The sequence below is a fragment of the Pseudomonas sp. 2FG genome (assembly GCF_005502935.1).
Taxonomy (GTDB): domain Bacteria; phylum Pseudomonadota; class Gammaproteobacteria; order Pseudomonadales; family Pseudomonadaceae; genus Aquipseudomonas.
In genome coordinates, this window is sequence record NZ_SCMP01000002.1 from 282,375 (window position 1) to 298,780 (window position 16,406).

Consider the following 16,406-nt stretch of genomic DNA (forward strand, 5'->3'; position numbering starts at 1 on the left):
ATTACTGTGCCAGCTATGACCCCGGTGTAGTGCCGCTGTTGTAGGAGCACGGCGCCGAAATGCTGGTTGCCGATTTCGCCCCGGAGGCCATCGAAGGCGAGCCGTGGGATGCTGCGTTTCCCCTTCGAGCAGACGCTGCGCGAGTGGTATGCCGATCCGCGCTACGCGTCATTGAAGGCGCTGCGTCTGCGTTGTACCCGGGATGGTTCGATGTTGCTGGCGAAAAGCGCTTGCCGGGCGGTCAGTGGTCTGCCCGCATGGCCTGCTGGTCTAGCCAGGTGACGATGCCGGTGATGTAGCGCTCGGCGGCGGCCGCCTTTTGCAGCGTGTCGGGTTGCAGCAGCTTGGGGCGGACGAAGCGGTAAGCCAGGCGTTGGTGCTGCAATTGCTCCGCCTCGCTAGTCGGCAAGAGTTCCTTCAGTTCGTCGAAACCCTGTTCGATAGCCTGATCCTGGGCGCTCAGCCCGGTCTGGTGGTAGGCCATGGAGTGCTGGTTCAGCACTACTGCATTGCGCGCCAAAGCATGCAGGAGGATTTCGCTGATGCGCAGGCTTTGTCGGTTCAGGGCCCGCGCCAGTTGCGATACCGATTGTCCTGTGTAGGTGGTATCCATCTGTCGGTTCAACTGCGCGCGGTTGTCCAGCAGGGTGATGAGCAGGGGGGCATAACTGCTGGCCTGCTCGCGGGACAGGCCACCTAGTTCGTCCAGGCTGGCGCCCATGCCCGCCAGTGGGGCGGCGAGGCTGGCCGGCAGGGAGAGTTTTACGGCCACTTCCTTGAGCTTTCGTCGGGTTTCACTCAAGGCTTCCAGGATGCTTTCGTCCGGAGGTGTCGCGGCGCGCGGGTCGGTGTCGTAATAGGTCAGTGCGTCGATCGCCAGCAGGGTTGTCTGGCTGTGTAGCTGTTGCTGGTCCTGAGCGGAGGAAGAGGCCCAAGAACAAGATACGGGGGCCAACAGGGCAAGCGTCAGGAAAAACTTCGTCATTGTTTGCATGGTCAGGTCTTCCTTGTCTGAGATGGAGGTCTGTTCCGGCCTTGCGGCCGAGTGGCGAAGGGGGGCCTCCGGCTCAGTGCAAGCGCGAACAGGTTCCGCCGCTGAAGGGGCTGGTGACGGGCATGGTCATTCTCCTTTTTAATGTTTTCAGCACTGCCGGTGAGGCGGCTGTAAAAATGGGTGGATTACCGAAGCTCGCCACTACAATTTTTACGTGTTTCTTACAAAGGCCAATTGTCGACCAGTTGCGCAAGCCTTCTGACCCCATCCATCAAGAACTGATTAGCCGCTTCATCGACAAGGCGGCCGTCCTTAAGCTTGCTAGCAACGCTACCGATCACGATCTGTGGGTAAGCGACCTGTACGGCCTGAATAGCCACTAGCGTTTCATTCAATTGCTGATGCGCCCTCACACCTCCGGTGAAAGCAGGAGATGCGGTAAAGGTAAGGACCGGTTTGCCCGTCAGCGAAGACTTGCCGTGGGGTCGCGATATCCAATCCAGCGCGTTCTTCAATACCCCCGACATACCATGGTTGTACTCCGGCGAGCCGATCAACACGGCGTCGGCGCGTCGCACCGCCTCACGCAGAGCCAGCACAGCTACTGGCGCCGCATCGCAATCGAGGTCTTCGTTGTAGGGCGGCACATCATGCAAATCATGCAGCTCCAATGCCACGCTTGCGGGAAGCTGTTCGGCAACCGTACGCAGCACGGCGCTATGGGCCGAGTCCTTCCTCAAACTGCCCGACAGACCAAGAATCTTTACTGCTACGACCATCTATAAACTCCTCTAGTGTTCAGCCGCGCTGCAACGCCAAGGCAACGCCCTGGCCACCGCCGATGCACAGCGTCGCCAACGCCTTGCGGGCGTTACGCCGCTGCATTTCGTGCAGCAAGGTGACCAGTATTCGACAGCCTGAAGCGCCAATCGGGTGCCCGAGGGCGATTGCGCCACCGTTGACGTTGACCCTGTCGGTATCCCAGCCCAGCTCCCTGCCGACTACCAGTGCCTGTACGGCAAAGGCCTCATTGGCTTCGATAAGGTCCAGTTGATCCAGCGTCCAGCCAGCCTTCTGCAGGCACAGATCAGTGGCAAACACCGGGCCGACACCCATGACCGAAGGGTCCACGCCGACACTGGCATAGGCCTTGATCCGCGCCATGATCGGCAAACCCAAGGCCTTGGCCTTGTCTTCGCTCATCAGCAGGACGGCAGCCGCGCCGTCGTTCAGCGTCGAAGCGTTGCCCGCCGTGACACTGCCATCCGCCTTAAAAGCAGGTTTGAGGCGCGCGAGATCTGCGGAGGTTCCAGCTGTAGGTTGCTCATCTGTCTCGAACAGATGCGTTTCGCCGGTCCGCTGCGGAAGATGCACAGGCGTTATCTCATCTACGAAGCGGCCAGCATCCCGCGCCGCGCTGGCGCGCTGTTGAGACCTTAGCGCATAGGCATCCTGTTGCTCACGGGTAACACCATATTGTTCTGCCAGGTTTTCTGCCGTGATACCCATGTGGTAGTCATTGAAAGCATCCCAAAGGCCGTCATGAATCACACTGTCGACCAGGCCCTTGTGGCCCATGCGCAACCCCTGTCGGGCCTCCGCGAGCACGTACGGGGCTTGGCTCATGGATTCCTGGCCGCCGGCAATCATCACCTCGGCATCGCCGCAACGAATGGCTTGAGCAGCCAGATGAACAGCCTCCAACCCTGAACCGCAAACCTTGTTGATGGTAAGAGCCGGCACGGTGTAAGGCAGCCCAGCCTGGATCGCGGCCTGACGCGCCGGGTTCTGCCCCGCGCCAGCCACCAGTACCTGGCCCATGATCACCTCACCAACCTCGTGGCCAGCCAGCCCCGTGGTGTCGAGCAACCTGCGTATGACCGCCGCCCCCATGTCGACGGCGGAGACCCTGGCCAACGAGCCCTGGAAACGGCCAATGGCAGTACGCGAGGCGGAAACTATTACTACGTCGTTCATTGCATATCTCACTGGGCGCAGTTCCTGCACGCGGACGGTGTGGCGGCGCGGAGGTCGAGCAGAGAAGCCTGGGTGGGCTTCGACACTAGTGGTTGCTTGCCCCGACCATGAAGAAGATCGCCTTGGCCGGCTGCTCAGACTTGTTGCGCCAGGCATGCCGGGTACCGTTCTGAATCACCACGTCGCCCGGACGGATCAGCCGCTGCTCGCCGTTGTCGAGCTCCAGCCAAAGCTCGCCTTCCAACAACACCCCATAGTCGATAGTCGGTGTCTTGTGCATGCCGGGGGTTTCGGCCTCGAAGCATTCGAACAGACCGGGTAGCGCGACCGCCATTTGCTCGAAGGCACGCTGCGGATCCAGCGGCGCCGCCATGATGCTGTCGGGCGGAAAGCTGACCGCCAACAATGAGGTGCCGCCGAGTCCGGGAATCAACGACCCTTGCAGCTGGGTCAGGTCTTCCGGCACCTCGGACAACCGCGGAGGACAAGGCGTCGCCCACAGCTGGGCGACGCCATGCCCGGGGAGGTCGACAAAGTCGGTGGCACGGGGGGCCGCGCCATCGGAAATGAACACAGCCTGTCCACTCGCATCGTGTCCGGTCACTATCCTGCGTATTTGCATCGGGTAGCCTCCAATATCTGCAATCACCCCGTCGCAGGCTTGCACCTGTGGCGGCGTGGGTCTCGTGAGCGACGGCAGATGCGCGCCGCTCACCACCGGTTTTATGGGCAGATGACGAAGTTACCGAAGCCACCGTGACGGTTCTCGATGCCGCTGATGGCCTGGTTGACCTCCTCGAGGGGGAACACGCTGTGCTCGAAGAACGACAGGTCGAGTACGCCCGACTCGACCATATCGGCCATATCCTGGCCCTGGCCGGTGGTGAACCAAACCGAACCACTCACGGTGATGCCGTTGTCCATCATCCAGTGCAGATCCAGCGGCACCTCACCGGCGACGGCACCGATGTTGACCAGGTGGCCACTGCGATGAAGGCTGCGCATGGCATCGACCAGGCTTTCCGCCGGAGCACCCGGGCCCAGTGCGTCGATGACCACATCGACCCCTTCGCCGTTGGTGACGTTATAGGCCCACTCCTGGGTGGAACCGCTGCCCAGGGTATGGATCTCGATGCGGCCAGGTGCGGCCAGATCCTTGACCCGCTGGAACAGCGCTTGGTTACGCGCCGTACCGAGGATCTTGCGCGCGCCCAGCGCCAGGGCCAGGGCGACGGCACCCAGGCCGAGCGTGCCGCTGATGCCATTGATCAGCACGGTGCTGCCGGGGCCCACATTGGCCGCGCGCAGAGCGCGGTAGGCAGTCCCCAGATAACCGAGGCGAGCGGCGGTCTCGAAGCTCAGGCAATCGGGCAACTTGACCAGGCTGTATTGCGGCGCGGGCATGTATTCGCACAGGCCACCGTAGGGGTAGTCCTCGAACATGCGTGGACTACGAGGGGTGAAGCCGAAGTAACCGTTGAAGGTGTAGGCCGAGCAGCCCGTGGTGTTTCCCGAGCGGCAGGCGCGGCAGGAGCCGCAATAACGCGCAGGGTTGACGTACACCCGATCGCCCGGCTTGAAGTCATAGACCTGCTCGCCGACCGCCTCGACCACACCCGCCGGATCCAGGCCGAAGATGGCCGGCAGTTTCGGCAGGGGCAGATTGGGGAACCAGTTGACCCAGTTGGTCAGGATATTGTGCAGATTGGGCACGATGCCGCAGGCCTTCACCTTGACCAGCACCTCGGTCGGGCGGATCGCGGGAACCGGGACCTGTTCGATCACCATCGGCTTGCCGCCTTCGTACATCCGTGCAGCACGCATCATTCTTGTAGTCATGATTTTCTCCAACACTATTGTTCTTGTTCTCCGGTAGCTCGAACCACGTCGGCCGTGGTCGGTCTACCTTTGCGACGCCTAAAACCTGGGTTAACGCAAGCCATCCTCGCCCTTGATCGCGTCGGCGGCCAAGCCGCCCAGCCGTGCATGGATGCGCCCACCGGTCGCCATGGCCAGGCCGAAGGCGATTTCGTTGCGGCGCGGCCCATCCCATACGCTCATCTCGGCCACGCCGAAGTGGCTGCGCACGTAGGCGGCCTGGATATGGCCCAGGGGAATCATCACCCGGGAGCCGGAGCCGGCGATGGTCTTGGCAGCCGGGACTATGGCCTTCGGATGACCCAGGGCCTCACGCATGGCCCAGCCGCCAGCCTCATGCCAGACCGCACCATGCTCCAGCTCGCCATCCTCGCCGACAATCGCCCCTTTGCCATACGCCTGCACCTTATCGGCCCCACCTAGCGCGACGATCAAGCGGTTGGACAGCTCGGCGCCCAAGGCCCGCAGCTCCTCCATGAAGGGCAGCAAATCCTCGACGTATTTGCCCGCATAGGGGTTTTCCACGATTGCCGTCGCCACCGCGATCTTCAACGGGGCGGCCGCGACCGGGCCACCTTCGTGCAGCACCTGCTCCACATCGAGTTTGAATTTGCGGATTTTCACCAGTGACATGCTTGCTCTCCTGCTAGGCCCGCGCGCTAAGAGATTTTTTCTGCGGGCTTCCCTAGTATGCATTTTATGAGTTATCGTGCAAGAACTTAGTTTTTATGCACAAAAAAGGAAGGCAATGATGAAGCTGATTTCGTATCGCAAAGACGGCAAGCCGAGCTTCGGCGCAGTAGTCGCAGACAAGGTCGTCGACCTGGGCAAGCAGTTCCCCGCCACCGCCAATCTGGCCGAATTGTTGTCCGACTCGAGCCTGCTGGAACAGGCTAAGGCCTACGCCGCCAGCTCGACCGCCGACTACGCCTTCAGCGATGTGCAACTGGATCCGGTGATTCCCGCTCCCGGCAAGATCATCTGCGTGGGCATCAACTACGTCGCCCATGCCGAAGAGGCCGGCCGCAAGGTGGGGCAGCATCCGGTGATATTCCAACGCTTCGCCGAGACCCTGCTGGCCCACAACGCCCCGCTGCTTCGGCCGATCGTCTCCGAGGAGTTCGATTTCGAGGCCGAGCTGGCGGTAGTCATAGGCAAGGGCGGCGCCCATATCGCACCTGAAGACGCCATGGCGCATGTCGCGGGCTATACCTGCTTCAACGATGCCAGCGTGCGCGACTGGCAGTTCCACACCCACCAATACGGCATGGGCAAGACCTTCCGCAGCACCGGCGCCCTCGGTCCATGGCTGGTGACCGCCGATGAGATCGCCGATTACCGCGAACTGCGCGTCATCGGCGTGCTGAACGGCGAGCAGGTGCAGGAAGGCGCCCTGTCCGAACTGGCGTTCGACATTCCCCAACTGATTTCCTACGTATCCAAGGCGCTGACGTGGAACCCGGGGGATATTCTGGCCACGGGCACCCCAAGCGGCATCGGCTTCAAACGCAACCCGCCGATATTCCTCAAGCCGGGTGATACCTTCGAGGTGGTCATCTCGCAGATAGGCACCCTGTCCAATCCGGTCATCGACGAAGCCTGACTTCTTCCTCCGAACAACCATAAAACGAGGATTCACCTGCATGGCTACTCTGCCCAGAATCAATTTCACCCACACAGGCACCTTCTGCGAGGATCTCGACAAGATGGTCGACTTCTATTGCCAGAAGCTCGGCTTCATCGTCAGCGACAAGGGGGTCGCGTCGACCGGCCATCGCCTGTTTTTCCTGACCCAGAACCCCGAGATCCACCACCAGGTGGTCCTGTTCGACGGCAAACCGAGCGACCTGCCGTTCAACCCGATCAACCAGCTCTCGTTCCTGCTCGACTCGATCGAAGACCTCAGACTTTACTACCAGTTCGCCAAGGAAAACGGCATCGAGAACATCGACCAAGTCGATCATGGCAACGCCTGGTCGATGTATTTCAAGGACCCGGAGGGCAACCCGATCGAGATGTACGTCGACACGCCCTATTACACCAATCAACCGTGCCGCGAACCACTCGACCTCGACATGAGCGCCGAGGACATCCTGTCCATGACGGAAGCCATGTGCCGCCGTCGCCCAGGGTTCCAGACCCGCGCCGAATGGGTGCAATCAACGACTGATCGGATCGCTCAGCAACGCGTGCGTTGGTAATCCACCTCTGCGCGGGCCGCACTTTTCCGGGCCGCGCGAACATGCGGATATGTAAACGATATGCACAAGAACCTCATCGCAGGGCAATGGTTGGACGGAACTGGCGTTCGTGAAAACCTCAGCCCTTCGGATACGAAAGACCAGGTAGGTCTGTACGCCCAAGCATCCGCGGACGATACCCAGATAGCCATCGCCGCCGCCGAACAAGCACAGCCTCTGTGGGCCGCTAAAAGCCCGCAGCAACGTGCAGACGCGCTCGACCTTATCGGCACCGAAGTTCTTCTGCGCCGCCAGGAACTGGGCACCCTGCTTGCCCGCGAGGAAGGGAAAACCCTGCCGGAAGCGATTGCCGAAGTCGCTCGTGCCGGCCAGATATTCAAGTTCTTCGCCGGCGAGGCACTGCGCATCCAAGGCGAGCACCTGGACTCCGTTCGACTTGGGATCGAGGTCGATGTGCTGCGCCAACCGGTGGGGGTCATCGGCATCATCGCCCCGTGGAATTTTCCCATTGCGATTCCGGCCTGGAAGATCGCCCCAGCTCTGGCTTACGGCAACGCGGTGGTCTTCAAGCCCGCCGACCTGGTGCCTGGCTCCGCCTGGGCGTTGAGCGAAATCATCCATCGTGCGGGGCTGCCGGACGGAACCTTCAACCTGGTCATGGGACGCGGCAGCGTGGTGGGCCAGACCCTGGTCGAGTCGCCCCGGGTGAAGGCACTCAGCTTCACCGGTTCGTCGGATACCGGCCGGCAGATCCTGCACACCGCCGGCGCCCGCTTCGCCAAGTTGCAACTGGAGATGGGCGGCAAGAATCCGCTGGTGGTGCTGAACGACGCGGACCTGGCGCAGGCCATCGAGTCCGCGGTGCAAGGCGCCTACTTCTCGACCGGGCAACGCTGCACGGCCTCGTCGCGCTTCATCGTCGAGAAAGGCATCTATCGGCGCTTTACCGAAGGCGTGCAGGCCCGCTTGCAGGCCTTGCAGGTCGGTCATGCCCTGCATGCCGACACACAGATCGGCCCGGTGGCCGAGCAGGCACAGTTCGAGCAGAACCTGGCCTATGTGGACATCGGCCTGGCCGAAGGCGCGGTGCTGGCCTGCGGCGGCCACCCACTGACGCGCGATACCCAGGGCTACTTCATGAGTCCCGCGCTGTTCGTCGATGCCGAGGCACAGATGCGCATCGCCCAGGAAGAGATCTTCGGGCCGATCGCCTGCGCCATACCTGCCGATGACTACGAGCACGCCCTGCAGCTGGCCAATGCCAGCCCCTTTGGCTTGTCCGCGGGGATCTGCACTACCTCGCTGAAGTATGCCTCGCACTTCAAGCGCCACGTGCAGAGCGGCATGGTGATGATCAACGCGCCGACCGCCGGCGTGGACTATCACGTGCCGTTCGGCGGCACCAAGGGCTCGAGCTACGGCTCGCGAGAACAGGGGCGCTATGCCGCCGAGTTCTTCACCACGGTCAAGACCGTGTACACACAGGCCTGAAATAGCCGTGCCCGCATGCCAGACAGCGGGCGCCACAACAACAAGACGGAGATGGCTATGGATTACGATCTGATCATAGTGGGTATGGGCCCCGTGGGGGCCATGGCAGCCAACCTTGCCGGCCTGTGGGGTTTGAAAACACTGGCGCTGGACAAGGCCGACAACGTCTACGAGAACCCGCGCGCCATGGGCCTCGACCACGAGGTGATGCGCGCCTTCGGCAACATCGGCCTGGCCGATGCAATCGCCCCCTATGTCATGCCCTACCGGGCCTCGCACTACCTCACGACGCAGTCGCGCCTGATCAAGCACATCGACGCGGCCAAACCACCGCATGCGCTGGGCTGGGCGCCTAACTATGTATTTTCCCAGCCGCCGGTGGAGCGCGAGTTGCGCGCCAATATCGCCTCGTTTGCGCAGGTTACCGTTGAGCTCGGCGCCGAAGTCCTGGCAGTCGAGACCCAGGGCGAGCTGGCGCAGGTGCAGGTACGCAACCGCCACGGCGAGGTGCGGACCGTGAGTGCCGGCTATGTATTGGCTTGCGATGGGGGCACCAGCCCCATTCGTGCGCGGTTGAAGCTGCGCATGGAGGACTTGGTGTTCGACGAACCCTGGCTGGTGGTCGACGTGATGCTCAAGGAGGGGGCCGGCGAATCGCTGCCGACCACCAACGTCCAGTACTGCGAAGTCGAGCGCCCCAGTACCTACGTGGTCGGGCCGGGCCGCCACCGGCGCTGGGAGTTCATGATCAACCCCGATGAAACCCCGGCCGACATTGCCAAGCCAGAATCGATCAAGCACCTGATCTCCCGCTGGCTGGACGCCGACGACTACGACATCTGGCGCGCATCGAGCTACCGCTTCCACGCGCTGGTTCTCGAGCAGTGGCGCAGCGAGCGCATCTTCTTTGCAGGCGATGCCGCGCATATGACTCCCCCCTTCCTTGCTCAAGGGATGTGCCAGGGTATTCGTGATGCGATGGGCTTGATCTGGAAGCTGGCGCTGGTTCAGCGCGGCCTCGCCGGCCCCGGGCTGCTCGATACCTATCAGCAGGAGCGTGCGCCGCACGTACGCCAGACGACTGAAGCGGCCAAGGAATTTGGCCTGATCATCTGCGAACGCGATCCCGCCAAGGCCGCCGAGCGCGACGAGCATCTGCTGCAGAGCATGAATAGCACAGCTGGGGGCACCATTCGCCAGTCGCTGATCCCTGGTCTTAAGAGCGGCCTGATCGATGATCGAGCGCCAGCGGGCGAGCTATTCCCGCAACCGATGGTGATCAATCGCGAGGGCGTGCAAGGTCTGCTGGACGGCTTCACCGGGCAAAGCTTCCGCATCGTGATCGCTACGGGTATCGACGCCCAGCCGCTGCTCGAACAAATTCATCTGCGCCTGGAAGGTAGCCCGCTGCCCTTCAAGGTGGTGCGCCTGACGGCCGAACGCCCGACGCCCAGTGACGATCCGGATCATTACCAGGAGGTGGACGCTGTCCTGGAACAGTGGATGAACGAGCGGAACTGTAAGATCGTTATCGCACGACCCGATCATTACGTGTTCGGTGGAGCCTGTACGACCGAAGGTGCGTTGGCCCTTTTTGAGCGTTGCCTGGAATCGCTAGCCAGTTGAGCGTTGACGCAATGTGCAGGCGTTCCGTCTTCGACTGCACGTTGCGTATTTTTTATCCCCCAAAGCAGCAGGCCTACCGCAGCCTGCGGCAGCCGCCCTTGCTCACGAGGCGATGGCGGCATTCCCAGGGGCTGCTGACGGCGACGTCACGTCCCTAACCTCGGCGTCACCCAGTACCTGCCCGCCGCTACCCGCGGTACGGCAGGCTACTTGCCCGCTAGCAACTTGAGCCAGGCCTTCGGTTCGACCTATTGCAGCGTCGCATGCTGCCTGGGAATCACCTCGGTTACGCGCGCCAAGGTGCCGGTGATATGGCGCTTGAGCAGGCCGACCGCCTTCTCCGTATCTCGGGCCAGCGCCGCCTCCATCAACTGTTTGTGCTCGTCGCCCTTACGCCGCTCCCCAGTACGGTGCAAAGCAGAAAAACGACGATAGCGCTCGGCTCGATCGAATAACGAGTCGATCATGCGCAGCAACAGCGAGGACGGACTGGCAGAAAACAGCGCAAAGTGGAAAGCCTTGTGCCGCTGCGCCCAATCATCGTCCAGCACGACAGCCACCTTACCCAGCTTTTTTTCGATCAAACCCAAGCGATGAAAGGCTCCGAGGACGTTCGCCTCCCAGGCATCGTCGCCATACTCGATGGCATCGGCTAGCGCCTCGCTTTCCAGCAGGCAACGCAGACGGGTGATCTCGCGAAAGTCATCCACCGACAATTCCGTGACCCGAAAACCCTTGTTCTCGTTGGCCTCGACGATACCTTCCTGGGCCAGTCGGTTGAGTGCCTCGCGAATGGGCGAGCTGCTCAGGCCATAGGCCTTGGACAGCTCAGCCACCTTGAGTTTTTCGCCAGGCGCAAGTTCACAGCAGATGATCGACTTCTTCATCTGCTGCAACGCCACATCAATCAGAGATCCGCCGTGTGCGTTCAGCATGGAGTTTTCCGTCCAAATATTGCATTAAGTTGGATTTTATGCGCAAAAACACATTTGTGCAATTTAGTAAAGGCGTGCTCGCCACGCCTGCATCCGTCTCAAGCCAAGCTGAAATAGTTAAGGATGAGCTGCAACTGGACGCGCCACATCCTCTGCCACGCGGCTCAAGGCCGCACTTGCCTGGCTAGACAACACCTGGGCGTGAAGCGACTGCTCTCTCGCCCGACCAATCTCGCCAGCGGGTGCCTGAGTGCGGTTGGCGAGATGGCGCAGCTCGTCCGCCACCACGGAAAATCCCCGGCCCTGTTCGCCGGCTCTGGCGGCCTCGATCGCGGCATTCAACGCCAGCAGATTGGTCTGCTCGGCCAACCCACGGATCACCTCCAGAACCCGACTGACCCGTATGCTCTGTTCATCCAGACTCTGCATGCCAAAACTCGCCTCTTCCATCTGCACGGACAAGAGCGTGCCGCCTGCGAGGTCTGCTCGGTGCTGCGCGCCACGCCCCCCCCAGCTCGTCCTTGCGGCTGTGCTGCACATCCAGGTCCAGTTGGCCGAGGGTGACCCGGCTCACCGCGCTGGCGGTGTAACGCAGGGGCGCGACTATCTGCCGACGGATGAGCACGGCGGCACCCGCACTCAGCAAGACGGCGACCAGGGTCATGCCGAGCACGGCGTAGTAGGCCCGTTGATTCCAGCGCTGCTGACCGGTGATGATGCCGTGCTGCAAGGCCTCGGACTCATCCAGCATCTGCTCGGCAATGCTATGGCGAGGAGCGGCAACGCAGTATCGGGGCTTCAGGCGCCGAAATTGACTAATTGAACTAGCCACACAGGCCACTAGTGTGCTGTCTCAGAATTATTGTTTCGATGACACCGGCTCGTAGGGTGCGCCGTGCGCACCAGGCACCCGGGTGTCAGTGGTGCGCACGGCGCACCCTACACAGGCCAGCCGCAGCCGCTTGAGCAATGATTATTGCGAGACAGCACACTAGAGCCCTCCGGCTGCGCATCTCCGCCCCGGGATGAACCGCAAGGACTTGTACAACCGCCGCTGCGGATCTAGAGGTACAGGCGTTGCGGATTGGTGCAGGTGGCCATTTAGGCCGAACGGTGCAGGACATAAAAAAGCCGCCAACAAGGTGGCGGCATAGGTCTCAGGCTTGTGGCCTTTGACTAAGGAGCACTTCGTCTAATGCCTGTACCGGTGGCTCAAGGGTGAGTGATCGAGACGTCACCGGCTGGCCCTTCTGGCCCACTCAAACGTTTCTGCACCAGGCTGGCCACCAGCCCGCCAAGTACACCCAGCGCCGATGCCATGGCCAGCTCGACAAAGGTGTCGAGCGTTGGTGGCAGATGCGAGGCGAAGTAACAGACCAACCCCAGGAAAAAGCCCGTCAGGTTGTTGATCACCGGCAGCAGTCCCAGGGACAGCAGCAAAAAGGTCGCTAGCAGCACGACCAGGGTGATGGTCAAGGCACCCAGATACGGCGTCAGTGCCGCGCTGGCAAAGGCGGCCGCGATGCCGATGACTAGGCCGATGAGCACGCAGGTCAGATTGATCGCCCCGTCGCGCGCGGTGATGCCGCGGGTGAAGAACGCAATCCAGCCAATGAACGTAGCCCAGACCGGCACTTCGATCAGCAGTGCACTGATGGTGGCGGCGAGGCTGGCCACAACTGATAAACCGAGAATCGCCTTGAAAGTATCCAGAGTCACAGGGTTGCGCATGGCTGCCATTACCTCGTTGCCGGTTGCAGGGAAGGAGCGGTTTCAGGCAATAGCAGCCTGGCCAGTGCAGGGGTCAAAATCAGCGCGCCGAGCATGTTCCAGATGAACATGAAGGCCAGCAGGATGCCCATGTCGGCCTGGAACTTGATAGGCGACAAGGCCCAGGTCGCCACCGCGATGCCCAGGGTCACGCCGGTCAGCACCACGACCTTGCCGGTGGACAGCAGCGCCCGGTAGTAGGCATTCGACAGCGAGGCCCCTTGCCGCAGGTTGGCGAGGGTGATGCTGAGAATGTACAGCGAGTAGTCGACGCCGATGCCCACGCCGAGGGCGATAACCGGCAGGGTCGCGACCTTGAGGCCGATGTCCAGCCCGACCATCAGCGCCTCGCAGAGGATCGAGGTCAGCATCAGCGGCAGCACGGTGCAGATCACCGCCCGCCAGGAGCGGAAGGTGATGTAGCACAGGGCGATCACGGCCAGGTAGACCATCAGCAGCATCTGCAGGTTGGCGCGCTTGACCACGATGTTGGTGGCGGCCTCGATACCGGCGTTACCTGCGGCGGACATGAACTGCAGCGTGTCGCTGTTGTTTGCCGCGGCGAAGCTATCGACCGTAGCGACCACGCGGCTGAGGGTGTCGGCCTTGTGGTCGGAGAGGAACACGTTGACGGTCAGCAGGTCGCAGTTCTGGTTGAACAGCTCGCGCGGCGCGCGGGTGATGATGGCGTTCAACAGGCCCTGGTTCCGTGGGATCTCGTACCAGGTCATGCTGCCTTCGTTCATGCCGGCTGAGGCCTGTTTGCTCAGCGCCGCCAGCGAACTGGTGGAGACCACGCCGGGCAGTTGCTGCAGCTGTGCTTCCAGCGCGTCGACCTTGACCAGGGTGTCGTAGTTCGCGCAGTAGTACTGCGGGGTCTTGACCATCACCACGTACTTGTCGCTGCTGGAGGAGTAGTTACTCACCATGAAGGCGTTGTCGCGGTTATAGCGCGAGTCCGCACGGAGTTCCGGCGCGCCGGGGTTGAGGTCGCCCACCTTGACGTTGAGGCTGATGGCGAATCCCAGCGCGCCCAGGATGGCGGCCAGGATGACCGCGATACGCGCCCATTTGCGCTGCGTGAATTGATCCAAAAACGCCCACAGTGGATGGCGACGGTGCTGCAGATCGTTCAGCGACAGGCGTTCGGCTTCGGCTTCGCGCTTGGCGGCGTTATTGCTGACACCGGTATACGACAGCAGGATCGGCAGCAGCACCAGGTTGGTCAGGATCAGCACCATCACGCCCAGGGTCGCGGTGATGGCGAGGTCCTGGATCACCGGAATGTTGATGATCATCAGCACCGCGAAGCCTACCGCATCGGCGACCAAGGCCATCAGGCCGGTGAGGAACAGGCGGCGGAAGGTGAAGCGCGCGGCCACCAGCTTGTCCGCGCCGCGGCCGATGTCCTGCATGATGCCGTTCATTTTCTGCGCGCCATGGCTCAGGCCGATGGCAAACACCAGGAAGGGCACGAGGATGGAGTAGGGCCCCAGGTCGTAGCCGAGGGCTGGCAGCAGGCCGAGCAGCCAGATCACCGCGATCAACGAACAGGCCAGAACCAGCAGGGTGCTGCGCACGCAGCGCGTGTACCACAGCAGGACCAAACCGCAGATCACCAGGGTGAAAGCGAAGAACAGCTGCATCAGTTGCAGCCCGTCGATCAGGTCGCCCACCACCTTGGCGAAGCCGGTGATGTGTATCTTGATCTTGTCGGTTTCGTACTTCTGGCGGATCTGTTCGAGCTGGTTCGACAGCACGTGGTAGTCGAGTTGTGTGGCGCCCTGGGCGCTGCTGTCCTGCAGCGGCAGCAGGATCACGCTCGAGCGCATGTTGGCCGCCACCAGGCGACCCACCTCACCGGAGCGCTCGATATTCTGCCGGACCTGGTCGATGCTGGCCGGTGAGCCGTCGTAGTCGTCCGGAATCACCGGGCCGCCGTCGAAACCGTCCTCGGTGACCCCGATCCAGCGGGTGGCAGGCGTCCACAATGACTTCATGTAGGGGCGGTCTACGCCGTTGAGCAGAAACAGCTCGTCGCTGATCTTCTTGACCGTATCCAGGTAGTCGGCGTCGTAGATGGTGCCCTCGGTGGCGCGCACCGCCAGACGCAGGGTATTGCCGCCTTCGCCAAGTTGGCCGCGGTACTTGAAGTAGTTCTCGATGAAGGGGTGGCCGATCGGAATCATCTTCTCGAAGGCGGCGTTCAGGCGCAGGCCCGTAGCCTGCATGCCGAGCACCAGACTGGCGATCAGGCATAGGGCAACCACGAGGCCGCGGTGATTGAACAACAGGCGCTCAACCAGGCCACCGGAATTTCTGTCGAAAGGCAGCAGGGCGCTTTCGCTCTCAGGCTGATGGTGCGTCACTTTACTGTTCACTGCCTGGACTCCGTTGTGCTGTTGTCTCGGGTAGGCGGGCAAGGCCGTGGCTGCTGGCAAGAATCACCTGTCCATCGGCGCTGCTGGCCAGCCCGGTCAGGTAGGTTGGTTCTGCGAGGGTGGAGGCAACGAAGCTTTGGCCGTGATCACGGCTGAGCAGGGTCCTGCCGGACTCGTCGACCAGCATCAAGCTGCCATCCGCCAAGCGGGCGCCGGCGGTCAGGGTGACGGGCAGGCTATTGGCCACAGTACGCCAGCTGTCGCCGTGGTCTTCGGACAGGTAGGTTTTGCCGCGCAGGCCGAACGCCAGGAGGCCGCGAGCGTTCGTCGCTAGCAGCCCGAACAGGGTGCCGTTGGCCGGCGAGTCGAGTGCGGCGAAGTGCTGACCGTTGTCGAGCGAGCGCAGCAGCAAACCCTGCTCGCCGGCGATGAACAGCCCGCCGGCTGCTTCGTGGATGTCGTACAGGTGCAGGGCGGAGGGGTTGTCGATTCGCTCGCGGATCGATTGCCAGCTCGCGCCGCCATCTTCGGTGGCGAATGCCAGCCCGTAGGCGCCGAGGATCAAGCCACGCTGGTCGTCGAAGAAGTGCACGGCCAGGAAGGGTTTGTCCGGGCCCTCCTGCAGCATCTGTTGTGCGGCGTCGACTTGCAGTTGGCTCTGCTCGCTTGGCTGGGCGCGGTGCGCCTGCTGTGCCGCCTCAAGTTCCAGGCGTGCGGCCTGCTCGCCATCCAGTTGTTTGCTCCAGCTCAGTCCGCCGTCTTGCGAATGCAGCACCACGCCGGCGTGGCCGACGGCCCAACCCCGCGAGGCGCTCGGGAAAACCACGCGGGTCAGGGTCACGCTCACTGGGGAGGACACCTGCCGCCACGACCGGCCATCATCGTCGGAGAGCAGAATGAAGCCGCGTTCGCCCACGGCCACCAGCCGCTGGCCAGCCAACGTCACATCGAGCATCAAGGATTGGGTGGCCAATGCGCTGGGCAGGGCCGGCTGCTCGAACAGCTTGATAGCCGCTTCGGCGCCGCTTGCGACTTGGCTGACCGCGCATGCACTCAGTGCGAATGCGAGCAGAGTCGCCAGCCTGGAGTTGCGCCACCGTGGAGTTCTACTTACTCGTACTTGCATGACTGTCTATACCTCGAAGATCGAAAG

General features: G+C 62.2%; 15 protein-coding genes and 1 pseudogene. 4 read left to right on the forward strand and 12 right to left on the reverse strand.

What is annotated here, in order from left to right:
• Positions 1-241: 241 nt before the first annotated feature.
• From FFS13_RS03170 to FFS13_RS03195, 6 genes are all read right to left on the reverse strand, one after another.
• Positions 242-994 (reverse strand): hypothetical protein, encoded by a 753-nt coding sequence (locus tag FFS13_RS03170; protein ID WP_137817667.1) that lies wholly within the window; start codon positions 992-994, stop codon positions 242-244.
• Positions 995-1,215: 221 nt separating this feature from the next.
• Positions 1,216-1,773: an NADPH-dependent FMN reductase gene (locus tag FFS13_RS03175; protein ID WP_137817668.1), complete on the reverse strand. Its 558-nt coding sequence runs from the start codon at positions 1,771-1,773 to the stop codon at positions 1,216-1,218.
• Positions 1,774-1,792: 19 nt separating this feature from the next.
• Positions 1,793-2,971 (reverse strand): acetyl-CoA C-acetyltransferase, encoded by a 1,179-nt coding sequence (locus FFS13_RS03180; RefSeq protein ID WP_137817669.1) that lies wholly within the window; start codon positions 2,969-2,971, stop codon positions 1,793-1,795.
• An 85-nt stretch (positions 2,972-3,056) separates the two neighbouring features.
• Positions 3,057-3,545, reverse strand: coding sequence for a cupin domain-containing protein (locus FFS13_RS03185; RefSeq protein ID WP_256657800.1), 489 nt, complete (start codon positions 3,543-3,545; stop codon positions 3,057-3,059).
• A 149-nt stretch (positions 3,546-3,694) separates the two neighbouring features.
• On the reverse strand, positions 3,695-4,810 hold the full coding sequence (locus FFS13_RS03190; RefSeq protein ID WP_137817671.1) for an alcohol dehydrogenase catalytic domain-containing protein: 1,116 nt from the start codon (positions 4,808-4,810) through the stop codon (positions 3,695-3,697).
• A gap of 90 nt (positions 4,811-4,900) precedes the next feature.
• Positions 4,901-5,482 (reverse strand): amino acid synthesis family protein, encoded by a 582-nt coding sequence (locus FFS13_RS03195; RefSeq protein ID WP_137817672.1) that lies wholly within the window; start codon positions 5,480-5,482, stop codon positions 4,901-4,903.
• 118 nt (positions 5,483-5,600) lie between these two features.
• On the opposite strand from FFS13_RS03195, the gene FFS13_RS03200 reads away from it, so the two are divergent.
• From FFS13_RS03200 to FFS13_RS03215, 4 genes are read left to right on the forward strand one after another with little or no spacing between them, the layout of a single operon-like run.
• Positions 5,601-6,452 (forward strand): fumarylacetoacetate hydrolase family protein, encoded by an 852-nt coding sequence (locus FFS13_RS03200; protein WP_137817673.1) that lies wholly within the window; start codon positions 5,601-5,603, stop codon positions 6,450-6,452.
• Positions 6,453-6,492: 40 nt separating this feature from the next.
• The gene (locus tag FFS13_RS03205; protein WP_137817674.1) at positions 6,493-7,050 is read left to right on the forward strand and encodes a VOC family protein; all 558 of its coding nucleotides are present in this window, start codon (positions 6,493-6,495) and stop codon (positions 7,048-7,050) included.
• A gap of 60 nt (positions 7,051-7,110) precedes the next feature.
• Positions 7,111-8,541, forward strand: coding sequence for an aldehyde dehydrogenase family protein (locus tag FFS13_RS03210; protein WP_137817675.1), 1,431 nt, complete (start codon positions 7,111-7,113; stop codon positions 8,539-8,541).
• 57 nt (positions 8,542-8,598) lie between these two features.
• Complete coding sequence (locus tag FFS13_RS03215; protein WP_137817676.1) at positions 8,599-10,167, forward strand: bifunctional 3-(3-hydroxy-phenyl)propionate/3-hydroxycinnamic acid hydroxylase; 1,569 nt, start codon at positions 8,599-8,601, stop codon at positions 10,165-10,167.
• 248 nt (positions 10,168-10,415) lie between these two features.
• Here the strand turns inward: FFS13_RS03215 and FFS13_RS03220 are convergent, their stop codons facing one another.
• From FFS13_RS03220 to FFS13_RS03245, 6 genes and pseudogenes are all read right to left on the reverse strand, one after another.
• The gene (locus FFS13_RS03220) at positions 10,416-11,102 is read right to left on the reverse strand and encodes a GntR family transcriptional regulator (protein WP_137817677.1); all 687 of its coding nucleotides are present in this window, start codon (positions 11,100-11,102) and stop codon (positions 10,416-10,418) included.
• A gap of 242 nt (positions 11,103-11,344) precedes the next feature.
• Positions 11,345-11,495: pseudogene (locus FFS13_RS20320) on the reverse strand (methyl-accepting chemotaxis protein); the annotation flags it as partial.
• Between the two features lie 19 nt (positions 11,496-11,514).
• The gene (locus FFS13_RS19955; protein WP_305956012.1) at positions 11,515-11,853 is read right to left on the reverse strand and encodes a HAMP domain-containing protein; all 339 of its coding nucleotides are present in this window, start codon (positions 11,851-11,853) and stop codon (positions 11,515-11,517) included.
• A gap of 461 nt (positions 11,854-12,314) precedes the next feature.
• Positions 12,315-12,833: a DUF1097 domain-containing protein gene (locus tag FFS13_RS03235; RefSeq protein WP_218568590.1), complete on the reverse strand. Its 519-nt coding sequence runs from the start codon at positions 12,831-12,833 to the stop codon at positions 12,315-12,317.
• 8 nt (positions 12,834-12,841) lie between these two features.
• The gene (locus tag FFS13_RS03240; protein WP_256657801.1) at positions 12,842-15,253 is read right to left on the reverse strand and encodes an RND family transporter; all 2,412 of its coding nucleotides are present in this window, start codon (positions 15,251-15,253) and stop codon (positions 12,842-12,844) included.
• A complete protein-coding gene (locus tag FFS13_RS03245) occupies positions 15,243-16,379 on the reverse strand; it encodes a YCF48-related protein (protein WP_137817680.1) in 1,137 nt (378 codons plus the stop codon). The genes FFS13_RS03240 and FFS13_RS03245 overlap by 11 nt, the downstream gene beginning before the upstream one ends.
• Between the last annotated feature and the right edge of the window lie 27 nt (positions 16,380-16,406).

Excerpts from the sequence above, each read along its gene's own strand:
- FFS13_RS03170 (WP_137817667.1), bottom strand. The coding sequence starts at position 994 with ATGCAAACAATGACGAAGTTTTTCCTGACGCTTGCCCTGTTGGCCCCC.
- FFS13_RS03175 (WP_137817668.1), bottom strand. The coding sequence starts at position 1,773 with ATGGTCGTAGCAGTAAAGATTCTTGGTCTGTCGGGCAGTTTGAGGAAG.
- FFS13_RS03180 (WP_137817669.1), bottom strand. The coding sequence starts at position 2,971 with ATGAACGACGTAGTAATAGTTTCCGCCTCGCGTACTGCCATTGGCCGT.
- FFS13_RS03190 (WP_137817671.1), bottom strand. The coding sequence starts at position 4,810 with ATGACTACAAGAATGATGCGTGCTGCACGGATGTACGAAGGCGGCAAG.
- FFS13_RS03195 (WP_137817672.1), bottom strand. The coding sequence starts at position 5,482 with ATGTCACTGGTGAAAATCCGCAAATTCAAACTCGATGTGGAGCAGGTG.
- FFS13_RS03200 (WP_137817673.1), top strand. The coding sequence starts at position 5,601 with ATGAAGCTGATTTCGTATCGCAAAGACGGCAAGCCGAGCTTCGGCGCA.
- FFS13_RS03205 (WP_137817674.1), top strand. The coding sequence starts at position 6,493 with ATGGCTACTCTGCCCAGAATCAATTTCACCCACACAGGCACCTTCTGC.
- FFS13_RS03210 (WP_137817675.1), top strand. The coding sequence starts at position 7,111 with ATGCACAAGAACCTCATCGCAGGGCAATGGTTGGACGGAACTGGCGTT.
- FFS13_RS03215 (WP_137817676.1), top strand. The coding sequence starts at position 8,599 with ATGGATTACGATCTGATCATAGTGGGTATGGGCCCCGTGGGGGCCATG.
- FFS13_RS03220 (WP_137817677.1), bottom strand. The coding sequence starts at position 11,102 with ATGCTGAACGCACACGGCGGATCTCTGATTGATGTGGCGTTGCAGCAG.
- FFS13_RS19955 (WP_305956012.1), bottom strand. The coding sequence starts at position 11,853 with ATGCTGGATGAGTCCGAGGCCTTGCAGCACGGCATCATCACCGGTCAG.
- FFS13_RS03235 (WP_218568590.1), bottom strand. The coding sequence starts at position 12,833 with ATGCGCAACCCTGTGACTCTGGATACTTTCAAGGCGATTCTCGGTTTA.
- FFS13_RS03245 (WP_137817680.1), bottom strand. The coding sequence starts at position 16,379 with ATGCAAGTACGAGTAAGTAGAACTCCACGGTGGCGCAACTCCAGGCTG.